The 13,009-nt window shown below is 61.7% G+C and carries 13 protein-coding genes; 4 read left to right on the top strand and 9 right to left on the bottom strand.

All coding sequences use genetic code 11. From position 1 onward, the window contains the following. Positions 1-155: 155 nt before the first annotated feature. The 4 genes from paoC to V3W27_RS06760 all read right to left on the bottom strand — a co-directional run bounded on the left by paoC (position 156) and on the right by V3W27_RS06760 (position 6,110). Positions 156-2,351: an aldehyde oxidoreductase molybdenum-binding subunit PaoC gene (paoC, locus tag V3W27_RS06775; protein WP_330206252.1), complete on the bottom strand. Its 2,196-nt coding sequence runs from the start codon at positions 2,349-2,351 to the stop codon at positions 156-158. Continuing rightward, positions 2,348-3,304 (bottom strand): FAD binding domain-containing protein, encoded by a 957-nt coding sequence (locus V3W27_RS06770; protein ID WP_330206251.1) that lies wholly within the window; start codon positions 3,302-3,304, stop codon positions 2,348-2,350. Before V3W27_RS06770 ends, paoC begins: the two co-directional genes overlap by 4 nt. Further along, a complete protein-coding gene (paoA, locus tag V3W27_RS06765) occupies positions 3,301-3,924 on the bottom strand; it encodes an aldehyde dehydrogenase iron-sulfur subunit PaoA (RefSeq protein ID WP_097088855.1) in 624 nt (207 codons plus the stop codon). The genes V3W27_RS06770 and paoA overlap by 4 nt, the downstream gene beginning before the upstream one ends. 431 nt (positions 3,925-4,355) lie before the next feature. Beyond that, positions 4,356-6,110 (bottom strand): L-lactate permease, encoded by a 1,755-nt coding sequence (locus V3W27_RS06760; RefSeq protein WP_330206250.1) that lies wholly within the window; start codon positions 6,108-6,110, stop codon positions 4,356-4,358. A 242-nt stretch (positions 6,111-6,352) separates the two neighbouring features. On the opposite strand from V3W27_RS06760, the gene V3W27_RS06755 reads away from it, so the two are divergent. Continuing rightward, positions 6,353-6,559 carry a hypothetical protein gene (locus V3W27_RS06755; protein WP_041073476.1) on the top strand — a complete coding sequence of 69 codons (207 nt, stop codon included), beginning with the start codon at positions 6,353-6,355 and terminating at the stop codon, positions 6,557-6,559. A gap of 45 nt (positions 6,560-6,604) precedes the next feature. Here V3W27_RS06755 and V3W27_RS06750 read toward each other — a convergent pair whose 3' ends face one another. Further along, complete coding sequence (locus tag V3W27_RS06750; RefSeq protein WP_096796472.1) at positions 6,605-6,877, bottom strand: hypothetical protein; 273 nt, start codon at positions 6,875-6,877, stop codon at positions 6,605-6,607. 314 nt (positions 6,878-7,191) lie between these two features. On the opposite strand from V3W27_RS06750, the gene V3W27_RS06745 reads away from it, so the two are divergent. Both V3W27_RS06745 and V3W27_RS06740 read left to right on the top strand, forming a co-directional pair. Then, positions 7,192-8,271 (top strand): hypothetical protein, encoded by a 1,080-nt coding sequence (locus V3W27_RS06745; protein ID WP_330206249.1) that lies wholly within the window; start codon positions 7,192-7,194, stop codon positions 8,269-8,271. A 2-nt stretch (positions 8,272-8,273) separates the two neighbouring features. Continuing rightward, positions 8,274-8,627: a DUF1428 domain-containing protein gene (locus V3W27_RS06740; RefSeq protein WP_330206248.1), complete on the top strand. Its 354-nt coding sequence runs from the start codon at positions 8,274-8,276 to the stop codon at positions 8,625-8,627. A 252-nt stretch (positions 8,628-8,879) separates the two neighbouring features. Here V3W27_RS06740 and V3W27_RS06735 read toward each other — a convergent pair whose 3' ends face one another. Next, positions 8,880-9,074, bottom strand: coding sequence for a hypothetical protein (locus V3W27_RS06735; RefSeq protein ID WP_041073468.1), 195 nt, complete (start codon positions 9,072-9,074; stop codon positions 8,880-8,882). A 105-nt stretch (positions 9,075-9,179) separates the two neighbouring features. Here V3W27_RS06735 and thpR point away from each other — a divergent pair, with 105 nt between their 5' ends. Beyond that, positions 9,180-9,719: an RNA 2',3'-cyclic phosphodiesterase gene (thpR, locus tag V3W27_RS06730; protein WP_330206247.1), complete on the top strand. Its 540-nt coding sequence runs from the start codon at positions 9,180-9,182 to the stop codon at positions 9,717-9,719. Positions 9,720-9,961: 242 nt separating this feature from the next. Here thpR and V3W27_RS06725 read toward each other — a convergent pair whose 3' ends face one another. From V3W27_RS06725 to V3W27_RS06715, 3 genes are all read right to left on the bottom strand, one after another. Then, positions 9,962-11,059 carry a polyamine ABC transporter substrate-binding protein gene (locus tag V3W27_RS06725; protein ID WP_330206246.1) on the bottom strand — a complete coding sequence of 366 codons (1,098 nt, stop codon included), beginning with the start codon at positions 11,057-11,059 and terminating at the stop codon, positions 9,962-9,964. Between the two features lie 173 nt (positions 11,060-11,232). Beyond that, positions 11,233-12,105, bottom strand: coding sequence for an ABC transporter permease subunit (locus V3W27_RS06720; RefSeq protein WP_123588330.1), 873 nt, complete (start codon positions 12,103-12,105; stop codon positions 11,233-11,235). Next, positions 12,102-12,983, bottom strand: coding sequence for an ABC transporter permease subunit (locus V3W27_RS06715; RefSeq protein WP_371260449.1), 882 nt, complete (start codon positions 12,981-12,983; stop codon positions 12,102-12,104). The genes V3W27_RS06720 and V3W27_RS06715 overlap by 4 nt, the downstream gene beginning before the upstream one ends. Positions 12,984-13,009: the final 26 nt, after the last annotated feature.

Below are 13,009 nucleotides of genomic sequence, written 5' to 3'. Positions count from 1 at the left end.
CCCGGAGGGAGAGGGGGCCGATTGGGGATGTCTGTGAGCACTACGCTGAGTCCATAATCGACACGACCTCTCATATCGGCGCATCCCATAAGACAACTCGGTCAGTCCCCTCTCCCTTTGGGAGAGGGTTAGGGTGAGGGGCTTTTCCAGGTTGCTCAGGTCATCTCCGGCAACGAATCGAGGATCTTGTCCAGCGTAATCGGATACTCACGCACCCGCGCCCCGGTGGCGTTGTAGATCGCATTCGCTACCGCCGCGCTCACGCCGCAAATCCCCAGTTCCCCCACACCCTTGGCTTTCATCGGCGATGAAATCGGATCGGTCTCATCGAGGAAAATCACCTCCTGATGCGGGATGTCGGCATGCACCGGGACCTCGTATCCGGCCAGGTCATGATTGACGAAAAAGCCCAGCCGCTTGTCCACCGCCAGCTCTTCCAACAACGCCGCGCCGACGCCCATGGTCATCGCGCCGATCACCTGGCTGCGCGCGGCTTTCGGGTTGAGAATCCGTCCCGCCGCGCAGACGGCGAGCATGCGCCGCACGCGGACTTCGCCGGTCGCTGCGTCCACCGCAACCTCCACGAAATGCGCGCCGAAAGTCGATTGCTGATACTGCTTGGCGAGGTCGGCGAACTCGATGCTGTCCTCGGCCTCGACCACGCCATCTTTTGCCGCATCACGCAGCGGCAGGGTCTTGCCGCCGGCGCGCACCTGACCGTCGGCGAACTCGACGTCACTACCGCTCATGCCCAGCTTCGTCGCCACCGCTTCACGCAGTTTCATGCACGCGGCATACACCCCGGCAGTCGAGCAGTTGCCGCCGAACTGTCCACCGGAGCCAGACGATACCGGGAAGGTCGAATCCCCCAGATGCACGCTGACGTCCGCCAGGTCCACGCCCATCATCTCGGCCGCGGTCTGCGCAATGATCGTGTAGCTGCCGGTGCCGATATCGGTCATGTCGGTTTCCACCGTCACCTTGCCGTCGCGCTCCAGCCGCACCCGGGCGCCGGACTTCAGCAGCAGGTTGTTGCGAAACGCGGCGGCGACGCCCATGCCGATCAGCCAGCGACCTTCGCGACGGCTGCCGGGAGTAGCATTGCGCTGGTTCCAGCCGAATTTCTCGGCACCGGTCTGCAAGCATTCGATCAGGCGTCGCTGGGAAAACGGACGCTCGGTTTTTACCGGATCAACCTGCGTGTCGTTGAGGATGCGGAACTGCACCGGGTCGAGCTTGAGCTGTTCGGCCATTTCGTCCATGGCGATTTCCAGCGCCATCAGCCCCGGCGCTTCACCCGGCGCGCGCATGGAATTGCCTTCGGGCAGATCCAGCGGCGCCCGGCGCATGGTCACCCGGCGGTTTTCCCCGGCATAAAGCAACTGGCTCGGTTGCGCGGCGACCTCGACCTTGCCGTCCTTGAGGTTGCCCGACCAGCCTTCGTGAGCGATGGCGCTGAGCTTGCCGTCCGCCGTCGCGCCCATCCGAATGCGCTGGATCGTGGCCGGGCGGTGGGTGGTGTTGTTGGCCATTTGCGGGCGGGCGAGGGCAACCTTCACCGGGCGATTGGCCAGGCGAGCACCAAGGGCGGCGAGGATCGCGTCGGCGCGAATGAACAGTTTGCCGCCGAAGCCGCCGCCAATGTACGGCGAGATCAGGCGCACGTTTTCCTTGGGCAGGCCAAGCGTCGTGGCGACGTCGCCGACGCTCCAGGCGATCATCTGATTGGAGGTCCACAAGGTCAGATGATCACCCTTCCAGGCGGCCAGCGTCGCGTGCGGCTCCATCATCGCGTGGGACTGATCGGGAGTGGTGTAGGTCTGGTCGAACTGCACCGGCGCAGCGGCGAAGGCTTTGTCGAAATCGCCGTGGGTGACGTCGGGCAACTCGTCGTCTTCGACACCCTGGTCGCGCACGTTGGCCAGTTCGAACTCGCCTTTGGCCGCGACGTAGTCGACCTTGACCAGTTGCGCTGCGGCGCGGGCCTGTTCGAAGGTCTCGGCGACCACCAGCGCCACGGCCTGATGATAGTGCTGCACCTCGGGTCCGGCCAGCAGCGGCGCCGAGTTGTATTGGCCTTTGCCAAGCTTGCCGGCATTGGCGGCGGTGACGATGGCCAGCACGCCGGGCGCCGCTTGTGCAGCGTCGAGATCGATGTGGCTGATGCGGCCCTTGGCGATGGCCGAGCCGACCATGAAACCGTAAGCCTGATTCGCCACGGCCTCGTGCTGCTCGTAGGCATATGGCGCCTGACCGCTGGTTTTCAGCGGGCCTTCGATGCGGTCGGTGGGTTTGCCGACGACCTTGAGCTGGTCAATCGGGTTGGTGGTGGCGGGAGTGTCGAACTTCATGCTTGATCCCTCGCTTGCGCCAACACCGAGCCGAGCGTGCGCTCGACCAGGGTCAGTTTGAATTGGTTGTCGTGGGTTGGCGTGGCACCGTCGAGCAAGCGTTCGCTGACGGCTTTTGCGCCTTTGGGCAGCAACGCGTCGGCGTCTTCGACCCGCCACGGTTTCGGCGCAATACCGCCGACCGCCACACGGCCACTGCCGTCCTTTTGCAGGATCAGACCGACTGACACCAGCGCGAAGGCGTACGACGAGCGATCGCGCACCTTGTGATAAATGTGCGTGCCGCCAACCGGGGCCGGCAGGGTTACCGAAGTGATGAACTCGCCGGGCGTGAGGCTGGTTTCGATGTTCGGCGTATTGCCTGGCAGTTGATGGAAATCGGCGATGGCGATGCTGCGTGTGCTGCCGTCCGGCTTCACCGTTTCAACCTGCGCATCGAGGGCGCGCATGGCAATCGCCATGTCACTCGGGTGGGTCGCGATGCAGGCGTCGCTGACGCCGATCAGCCCCAATTGCCGACTGACCCCGCCAATCGCCGCGCAGCCACTGCCGGGCTGGCGTTTGTTGCAGGCCTGATTGACGTCGTAGAAGTACGGGCAGCGGGTGCGTTGCAGCAGGTTGCCGGCGGTGCTCGCCATGTTGCGCAACTGGCCCGAGGCGCCGGCGAGCAGGGCGCGGGAGAGCAGTCCGTAGTCTTTGCGCACGCGGCTGTCAGCGGCCAGATCGGTGTTGCGCACCAGCGCGCCGATGCGCAATCCGCCTTCAGGCGTGGCTTCGATCTGATCGAGGCCCAAGTGGTTGACGTCGATCAGGTGCAGCGGGGTTTCGATGTCGAGTTTCATCAGGTCCAGCAGGTTGGTGCCACCGGCGATGAACTTCGCGCCTTCGACCTGTGCCGCCAGCGCTGCGGCTGCGGCAGGGGAGTCGGCGCGGCTGTAATTTAACGGTCTCATGCTGGCACCTGCGCGACTTCAGTGATGGCTTCGATGATGTTCGAGTAGGCGCCGCAGCGGCAGATGTTGCCGCTCATGCGTTCCTGGAATTCGCTGGCGATCAGTTGCGGGGCTTCGGTCAGGCTCGGGCTGACGTGGCTGGGAATGCCCTCGCGGATTTCCTTGAGCACCGCCACCGCCGAACAGATCTGCCCCGGCGTGCAATAGCCGCACTGGTAGCCGTCATGCTTGATGAACGCGGCCTGCATCGGGTGCAGGTTGTCGGGCATGCCCAGGCCTTCGATGGTGGTGATCTCGCTGCCTTCATGCATCACCGCAAGCGTCAGGCAGGAGTTGATCCGGCGGCCGTCGGCGATGACGGTGCAGGCACCGCACTGGCCGTGGTCGCAGCCTTTTTTGCTGCCGGTCAGGTGCAGGTGCTCGCGCAGGGCGTCGAGCAGGGTGGTGCGGTTGTCCACCTCAAGGGCTTGGGGTTTACCGTTTACATTGATCGTCAGTTTGGCCATGGCGGGTTGCTCCAGACTGGCCGCGTAGGCCTTGAGGCTAATGAAGGGGGGCATTGCAAACGCGGTGGCGGTCACCGCGCCGAGGATCAGGAATCTTCGTCGGGAAATCGTCATGCTTCGATTCCTCTCTGGCTTAATCAGGACGGCAGGGATTGAAGGGCCCAAACGGGCGCGCCGGCATGTTTACCGGTCTCGTTCTTGGAATGACCTGCGCGGAGGGGAAAAGGTTTTTGCGGATTTGCGCTATAGAGTTATGCGCATGGCTCATCAATCTTCTGATCGACATAGCCAAATTTGGGGGGCATGCCTATCAATGTGGAAGGGGAGCTTGCTCCCGAAGGCGTCGGAACAGTTCGTCTATGAGTTGAATGACACACCGCTTTCGCGAGCAAGCCCGCTCCCACATTGGGAATGCATTCCAATGTGGGAATGGGTTTGTGCCCACGGAGAATGCAATCCTGGTGGGGAAATAGCTTGTTCCCACAGGGCAATGCAGTCCAAATGTGGGAGCGGGCTTGCTCGCGAAGAGGCCCCTACAAGCGACATCAATGCCCGCCAACCACCATGTGCGTAAACGGCGCCACATACGCCTGCAATGTCACCAGCCCGCCCACCAGGATGGCCAGCACAATCGAGTGGAAGAACACGTAGCGCAGAATCTCGCCCTCATGCCCATACCAGCGGGTGGCGGTGGAGGCGACCACGATCGATTGCGCATCGACCATTTTGCCCATCACCCCGCCGGAACTATTGGCTGCGGCCATCAGTACCGGGCTGATGCCGAGCTGTTCCGAGGTCACCCGTTGCAGTCCGCCGAACAGCACGTTCGAGGCCGTGTCCGAACCGGTCAACGCGACGCCGAGCCAGCCGAGCAGAGTGCCGAACATCGGGTAGAACACCCCGGTCGCGGCAAACGCCAGACCCATGGTGGCGTCCAGTCCGGAATAACGCGTGAGGAACCCCAGCGCCAGCATCGCCGCAATGGTGATCAGCGAAAAGCGCACCACCCACAACGTGCGCAGGTATTGCTTGATCAGTTGCGGGATCGAATAGCCCATCAGCAGCCCGCCGACAATAGCCGCCAGCAGGATGCCGCTGCCGGTGGCAGTGAACCAGGTGAACTTGTAGATCGCCTCTTCGGCTTTCGGCGCCGGCACCACCGGCGGGACTTTCTGCACTTGCAGGTGCAGGGTGGTAAAGGTCAGCGCCGGGGAGAAAATCGGGTTGGCCTCATTCAGCGGTTTGCCTTGCGCATCGAGTTTGACCGAATGGGTTACCGGGTCCAGCGCCGGGCGCACGTCGAAGATGTTCTTGAAGCCCTGGGTGCCCCAGGCGAACACGAATACGGTGAGGATGATCCACGGCATCCACGCACGCATCACCGCCGGGCGCGCCTGATCGCTGAAAGCGCCGCTGGCGGTGACTTTTTCTTCCTCGACCCGGGAGTTGTCGACCCGCCCGGACAGGGCGGCTGAGGTGTACACCGTCGCCGGTTTCCAGACCCGCAGAAACAGGGTCAGGCAGGCCATGGAAATCAGCGCGGCGATCACGTCCACCAGCATCGGCCCGTGGAAGTTCGACACGAGGAATTGCGGCACCGCGAAGCTGACCCCGGCCACCAGAATCGCCGGCCAGATCTCCAGCATTTTGCGCCACCCGGCAAACGCCCAGATCAGCCAGAACGGCACCAGCACCGAGAAAAACGGCAACTGTCGACCGACCATCATCGACAGCTCCATCTCATCGAGCCCGGTGACCTTGGCCAGGGTGATGATCGGCGTGCCGAGGGCGCCGAACGCCACCGGTGCGGTGTTGGCAATCAGCGCCAGCCCCGAGGCGGCCAACGGCGAAAAACCGAGGCCGATCAGAATCGCCCCGGTCACCGCAACCGGCGTGCCGAACCCGGCCGCGCCTTCGAAAAACGCGCCGAAGCAGAAGGCGATCAGCAGCAACTGCAAACGCCGGTCATCGGTGATTCGCGCCAGGGAATCCTGCAGCACTTTGAATGAGCCGTTCTCGGTGGTCAGGCGATGCAGAAAGATGATGTTGAGCACGATCCAGCCGATCGGCAGCAAGCCATTGGCGGCGCCGAACAGCGCCGCCGAACCGGCCATGCTCGCCGGCATGCCGAAGGCGAAGATCGAGATGAGCAGGGCCGACGCCAACGCCAACAGAGCGGCCAGATGCGCCTTGACGTGAAAGAACGCCAGCGCCGCGAGCATCACCACTACCGGCACCGCGGCCATGAGCGTAGAGATCAGCGTGTTGCCGAACGGGTCGTAAATTTGCTGCCAGACCATGATCCACCTCTGCTTGTTGTTATCGAGGCGCAGATCCATTGCGTGGGAGTCGGTAAGCAGCAGTATAGGTGGCATTTCGCCGCTGCCCGGATGCAGGCGGCGGGCCGATCAACGGTCGTGCCCGGTCAGTGAATCAAAGTCCTTTTGACCGGTCGTATCAGCGGCTGCGCGCACTGCGTCCTGAAGGCGCGGGCAGTGACAGCCGTTCCGTCGTCAAGACCTTGGTTTTAGGGAAGTGTTGAATGAAGCGCGCTACAACGATGCTGCTGACCGTGACCGCCGCCGTATTGCTGGCAGGCTGTGTGGCGGACTTTGATGATGACCACCGCCACGGGCGGCATTACGACCGCGATCACGGGCGTTATTACGACCATGACCGGCGTTGGGATGACCGTGATGACGGGCGCCGCGACGGACGCCGTTACTACCGTGATCGTGATGATGACTGAGTGAATGCCAAGAGGGCGTTCCCGCAACGGGAACGCCCTCGTCGATTAAAAATGAGCGCTCGCCCGGACGCTGGAATGCGCAGGCGCGGTGGCCTCGAGATCCAGCAAATGGGTGGCGAGTATGTCGCTCAGAAAGCGGAACTGATCGTTGATGCCGACCACTTCATTGCTGAAATGATTGCTCGCGGCGGGCATCAGCACATCGTCGAAATCTTCGTTGAACAGCAGCGCCTGGGACTTGCGCGAGACGACTTGCTGGTCGTAGTAGTTGCTGCCGAACACCGGGAAGCTCACGGAGAGGGTGATGGTGCGAATCATGATGGGTACTCCTCGTTGCGTCTCGGATGGGTGAATCGTGCCTTCGCCGGGCGGCGGGCGGAAGGCAAACGTGGCGATGGTGAATATCGACGGCGTTGATGGTTGATGCTTCCCCCTGTGGGAGCGGGCTTGCTCGCGAAAGCGGTGGGTCAGCCATGAAGATGTTGGCTGTGCCGGCCCCTTCGCGAGCAAGCCCGCTCCCACAGGGGGAACGCATTTCAAAGTGAGAGCGCCCGTCCGGCCACAAACGACAAATGGCCCAATACCCGCACCTATACTCAAATCTGTTTCCTCCATTCAAGGACTCCACCACCGTGAACCTGCGTGCGCTGAGCCTCGCCGCACTGTGTCTGCTGGCTGGCTGCGCCTCCTCGGCGCGGGCCCCGGTGGCGCCGCGAGCGGTGGTGGTATCGCCGGCGACCTGGCAGCAGATCGATCGCGACATCGTCAGCGCCTCGCAGCAATCCACCGAGCAAGTCAAAGTATTTGCCCGTGGCTCGATGGAACATTGGCGCACTCGCGTCTATCAGCAAACTGAAGAAAATTTCATTCCGTGGTTCAGCAGCTACTGGACTCAGGAATGGCTGTCGATGAAGGTCAGTTGGTACACCATCAGTGCCGGCGGCGAACAGGACGCTTCGGCCAAGCGCCTGGCGAGCTATCTGCTTGAGCAATATCAAGAAAGGGTGCTGGCACCGGTGGCGGTGGAGATCGATCCGGATGCGATCCTCGGGCAGGCCACAGCGTTCTATGCGCAACTGATGGCCCAGCAGATGCCGCTCATCGCCCAGCGCTATGGCTTGCCGGTGGCCCAGCTCAACGGGCGTTTGCAGAAGGTCCCGGCGATCACCCTCGGGCCGCCGCCGGCGCGTGATGCGTCGCTGTATCAAATCATCAGCACCGAACCGCTGAACACCTTGCCGGCGTATGCCGCGTTGATCGACAAGATCCACACCGAAGGCGGCAGCAAGGGCATCGCTTCGACCGATGCCGGCATGGCCCCCGTGGCCAAACGCGCCAGCCAGCGGATGGAAGCGGAAATGGCTCCGCGCGGTGCGGCCAGTGCGGTGGCGGCTGCGGCGGGCAAGTTGGTTGGTGGGGTGATTTCGATTGGTGTCGCGGGCATTCGCGCGATCATCCAGGCCAACGACCGGCCCGACAGCGAAGCGCTGATTCGCAGCAGCCTGGGCAGCACGTTCGACAAGGCCTGGGCGAAATTGCTGCAGAACCCGACCACCGGGGTCATGGCCGGAACCCTGCATATCGCCGGGCAGGTCGAGGGCAGCCTTGGCGGCGGCGAACAACCGTCGGTCGGGCAGGGCGTGAATCGTGTCGAATGGCAGCCGCCGCAATCGACTACCCGGCAGATCGAACCCAACGTGCAAGGAGAGTGATCATGGCTTACATCGATATTTTTGTAGCACCCGTGCCGAATGCCAATCGCGAACAGTACAAAAAACACTGTGAGATCGCCGCGAAACTGTTCAAGGAATACGGAGCGAAGGAGGTGGTTCAGTGCTGGGGCGATGACGTGCCGGAAGGTAAAGTCACGTCATTTCCGATGGCGGTAAAACTCAAGGAAGGCGAGACGGTGTCGTCCGGCTGGCTGATCTGGCCCGACAAGGCCACCCGCGATGCCGGTATGGCAAAGATGATGGAAGACCCGCGCATGCAACCGGACGTCAACCCGATGGGGTTTGATGGGCAGCGGATGATCTTTGGGGGCTTCAAGAACATTCTTGAAGCCTGAAGACCAACGCAAATCCATTGTGGGAGCGGGCTTGCTCGCGAAGGGGCCGGCACAGCCGATATCTTCATGGCTGACCCACCGCTTTCGCGAGCAAGCCCGCTCCCACCCCGGAGTTGTGGTGTGCCCACGATTGTCGTCATCCTGCGCAACCCTGTGGGAGCGGGCTTGCTCGCGAAGAGGCCGGCACAGCCACTATCTTCATGGCTGACCCACCGCTTTCGCGAGCAAGCCCGCTCCCACAATGGCCTGTGATTACTCTGGAGAGGGGGTGATCCGGCAGCTTTTGCGGTGGCGGATTTCTTCTTCCGTGGGCCGTTCGCGGACGAATTCGAAACGCGGTTCACCTTCGCTGTAATGCACCAGCCAGCCCCATTCCAGCTCGGTTTCATCCTGCCCGGGGCTGGGTGGCCGGGCCCACCACGGTTCTTTGCTGAGGATCTCGCGCATGGCGACCTCCGGTTCGATGGCAATCCTTGAACTATAGCCGGGCGTCGCCAGTCGTCAGAGAAGCCTGTGTAGAATCGGCTGATCGACGAGCGAAGGAGTTGGCCCATGATCGATGATGCGCGCAGGGATGAACCGTTCAAGCGACTGTTTTTTGCCCTCGACTGCCCGCCACCGCAACGCAAGGCCATCGCTCAGTGGCGCGGCGAGTTGGGGTTTCGCACTGGCAAAGCGGTGCCGGCGGATAACTTTCACCTGACGTTGCTGTTCCTTGGTGCCGTGCCGCTGGCGCAAATCCATGAGGTCTGCGAGGCCGCCGGCAAGGTGCGCACGCCGGGTGAGCCGTTGCGGATTGCGCTGGATCGGCTGCAGGTCTGGCATCGGGCCGGGATTCTGTCTTTGGCGCCGGAGCAGGCACCGCCGGGGTTGTTGCGTCTGGTGTATGCGTTGGAGCAGGCGATGCTGCCGTTCGGCTTCGAAGAATCACCGCGCGAGTTTCGCCCGCACCTAACCCTGGCTCGGGACTACCGGGCAGAAGCGCCGGAATCCACCACGCCGCCGGAATTCTTCCTGCGCGCAGAGCGCTTTGCCTTGTTCGAATCGCACAAGGGTCGCTACCGGATTCTTCAGGATTGGCCACTGAATTGAGCGCAGAAAAAAAGGCGCCCGAGGGCGCCTGAAATTCACCTGAGCCGAGGGAGCCAGGTGAGGCCGTTCATTGCAGGGTGCAGCGGTGGTAAGGCGCTGCGTGAACGGGAAACCGTAAACTTTCAAGCTGACACCTATCTCCTGTGGGAGTGGGCTTGCTCACGAAGGCGTCAGGTCAGTCAATTCATCTGTGCCTGACACTGCGCTTTCGCGAGCAAGCCCGCTCCCACAGGGGTATTTGGTTACTTACCGAGCTTCACCCGGGTCCAGCCGCGGGTCATGATCCGCTGCGTGGCAATCGGCTGATCCGGCACCGCATACAACGTCGCCATTACCGCCTGCGACGGATACGAACCCGGATCGTTGCGGATCGCTTCGTCCACCAGTGGCGTCGCCGCCGAGTTGGCGTTGCTGTAGCCGTTGCTGTTGGTGATCTCGGCGATGATGTCCGGGCGCATCAGGAAGTTCATGAACAGGTAGGCATTGTCGACGTTCGCTGCATCGCGCGGGATCGCGACCATGTCGTAGAAGCTGCCGGCGCCTTCCTTTGGAATGCTGTAGTCGATCTGCACTTTGTTGCCGGCTTCCACCGCGCGGGCCTTGGCCTGCAGCACGTCACCGGAGTAACCGACCGCCACGCAAATATTGCCGTTGGCCAGGTCCGAGATGTACTTCGAAGAATGGAAGTACGCCACGTACGGGCGGATCTTCATGAACAGTGCTTCGGCTTCGAGGATGTGCGCCTTGTCCTTGTCGTTCACCGGGTAGCCCAGATAGTGCAGGGCGGCCGGGATCATTTCGGTCGGCGAGTCGAGGAAACTGATGCCACAGGCTTTCAGCTTCTCGGCGTTTTCCGGCTTGAACAGCAAGTCCCAGGAGTTGGTCGGGGCCTTGGCGCCGAGCACTTCCTTGACCTTGTCCGGGTTGAAACCGATGCCGATCGAGCCCCACATGTACGGGAACGCGTGAGCGTTGTCCGGATCACTGGCAGAGGCGTTTTTCAGCAGCACCGGGTTGAGGTTCTTCCAGTTCGACAGCTTCGATTTGTCCAGCGGCTGATAGACCCCGGCCTTGATCTGCTTGGCCAGGAAACTGTTGGACGGCACGACGATGTCGTAGCCGGATTTGCCCGCCAGCAAACGCGCCTCGAGGGTCTCGTTGCTGTCGAACACGTCGTAGGTCACCTGGATGCCGGTCTCGTCTTCGAACTTCTTGACGGTGTCCGGCGCGATGTAATCGGACCAGTTGTAAACACGCAGCACCTTGTCGTTGGCCTGGACGCCCGTGGCGATTGCGCCCATTAAGGACAGTGTCAGCAGAGTCCTGCCAAACATTTTCATCGGTGAAACTCCATTCTTTTTATTCAAAAACCCAACATAAAAAATCGGTGCACATAAAACCTGTGGCGAGGGAGCTTGCTCCCGCTTGAGTGCGCAGCGCTCATAAGCTTTTGGGTCTGCTGCGCAGCCCAGCGGGAGCAAGCTCCCTCGCCACAGTTGTTCATCGGTGTTGCTTAGGCGGTGGCTGCGCGCTGAGGCTGCCACGCCTCATTCGCCGTCTGATCCATCGCTTCCTGAATCGCTTTCTTGCGGCTGGCCTCTGCCTTGCGGCCGAAGTACCAGACGAGGAAGGTCACCAGCGACACCGCCAGCAGAATCAGGCTGGCCACGGCGTTGATCTCAGGCTTCACGCCCAGACGCACCGCCGAGAACACTTCCATCGGCAGCGTGGTCGAACCCGGGCCGGAGACGAAGCTCGCCAGCACCAGGTCATCCAGCGACAGGGCGAACGACATCATTCCGCCCGCTGCCAGTGACGGCGCGATCATTGGAATGGTGATCAGGAAAAACACCTTGAACGGCTTGGCCCCCAGATCCATCGCGGCTTCTTCGATCGACAGATCCAGCTCCCGCAGGCGGGCGGAGACTACCACCGCCACATAGGCGGCACAAAACGTGGTGTGGGCGATCCAGATCGTGACGATGCCACGCTCCTGCGGCCAGCCGATCAACTGCGCCATTGCCACGAACAGCAGCAACAGCGACAGACCGGTGATCACCTCAGGCATCACCAGTGGCGCCGTCACCAGACCGCCAAACAGCGTGCGACCCTTGAAGCGCGTCACTCGCGTCAGGACGAAGGCGGCGAGGGTGCCCAGTGCGACGGCGGCAATCGCGGTGTAGCAGGCGATTTCCAGCGAGCGCACCACCGAGCCCATCAGTTGCGTGTTGTCGAGCAGGCCGACGTACCACTTCACTGACCAGCCGCCCCATACCGTCACCAGTTTCGAGGCGTTGAACGAGTAGATCACCAGAATCAGCATCGGTAGATAGATGAACATCAGGCCGAAGATCAACATGAACTTGGAAAAACCGAAGCGTTTCATCCCCGTGCCTCCATCTCTTTGGCCTGGCTGCGGTTGAACAGCAGAATCGGCACAATCAGGATCAACAGCATCACCACCGCCAGCGCAGACGCCACCGGCCAGTCGCGGTTATTGAAGAACTCTTGCCACAGCACGCGACCGATCATCAGCGTCTCCGGGCCACCCAACAGTTCCGGAATCACGAACTCGCCGACCACTGGAATGAACACCAGCATGCAGCCGGCAATGATGCCGTTCTTGGCCAGCGGCACGGTGATTTTCCAGAAGTTGTTGAAGTTGCTCGAACCCAGATCTGACGCGGCTTCCAACAGGCTGCCATCGTGTTTCACCAGGTTGGCGTACAGCGGCAGCACCATGAATGGCAGGTACGCATACACCACGCCGATATACACCGCGGTGTTGGTGTTGAGGATCTCGATCGGGTGATCGGTCAGCCCGGTCCACATCAGAAACGCGTTGAGCAGACCGTTGTTGCTGAGGATGCCCATCCACGCGTAAACACGGATCAGGATCGCGGTCCAGGTCGGCATCATGATCAACAGCAGCAGGACGTTTTGCGCTTCCTTGCTCGCTTTGGTGATTGCGTAGGCCATCGGGAAACCGATCACCAGGCACATCATCGTGCTCAGCGCCGCGACTTTCAGCGAACCGAGGTAGGCCGACAGGTACAGCTCGTCTTCGCCGAGCATGGTGTAGTTGCCGATGTTGAGCATCAGCTGGAATTTCTGTTCGGCGTAGGTGTAGATCTCCGAGTACGGCGGGATCGACAGCGCGGCTTCCGAGAAGCTGATCTTCATCACCAGGAAGAACGGCAGCATGAAGAACAGGAACAGCCAGATGAACGGGATGCCGATGACGAACTTTCGCCCGCTGGGCACCAGGCGCAGGAATTGCTGATTGAAGG

The sequence above is a fragment of the Pseudomonas sp. AM14(2022) genome (assembly GCF_036346455.1).
GTDB classification, from domain to species: Bacteria; Pseudomonadota; Gammaproteobacteria; order Pseudomonadales; family Pseudomonadaceae; genus Aquipseudomonas; species Aquipseudomonas putida_A.
The sequence above is the reverse complement of the archived record's forward strand: the minus strand, read 5'-3'. Positions and strand labels throughout refer to the sequence as shown.

Excerpts from the sequence above, each read along its gene's own strand:
- paoA (WP_097088855.1), bottom strand. The coding sequence starts at position 3,924 with ATGACGATTTCCCGACGAAGATTCCTGATCCTCGGCGCGGTGACCGCC.
- paoC (WP_330206252.1), bottom strand. The coding sequence starts at position 2,351 with ATGAAGTTCGACACTCCCGCCACCACCAACCCGATTGACCAGCTCAAG.
- V3W27_RS06760 (WP_330206250.1), bottom strand. The coding sequence starts at position 6,110 with ATGGTCTGGCAGCAAATTTACGACCCGTTCGGCAACACGCTGATCTCT.
- V3W27_RS06735 (WP_041073468.1), bottom strand. The coding sequence starts at position 9,074 with ATGCGCGAGATCCTCAGCAAAGAACCGTGGTGGGCCCGGCCACCCAGC.
- V3W27_RS06720 (WP_123588330.1), bottom strand. The coding sequence starts at position 12,105 with ATGAAACGCTTCGGTTTTTCCAAGTTCATGTTGATCTTCGGCCTGATG.
- thpR (WP_330206247.1), top strand. The coding sequence starts at position 9,180 with ATGATCGATGATGCGCGCAGGGATGAACCGTTCAAGCGACTGTTTTTT.
- V3W27_RS06770 (WP_330206251.1), bottom strand. The coding sequence starts at position 3,304 with ATGAGACCGTTAAATTACAGCCGCGCCGACTCCCCTGCCGCAGCCGCA.
- V3W27_RS06725 (WP_330206246.1), bottom strand. The coding sequence starts at position 11,059 with ATGAAAATGTTTGGCAGGACTCTGCTGACACTGTCCTTAATGGGCGCA.
- V3W27_RS06740 (WP_330206248.1), top strand. The coding sequence starts at position 8,274 with ATGGCTTACATCGATATTTTTGTAGCACCCGTGCCGAATGCCAATCGC.
- V3W27_RS06755 (WP_041073476.1), top strand. The coding sequence starts at position 6,353 with ATGAAGCGCGCTACAACGATGCTGCTGACCGTGACCGCCGCCGTATTG.
- V3W27_RS06750 (WP_096796472.1), bottom strand. The coding sequence starts at position 6,877 with ATGATTCGCACCATCACCCTCTCCGTGAGCTTCCCGGTGTTCGGCAGC.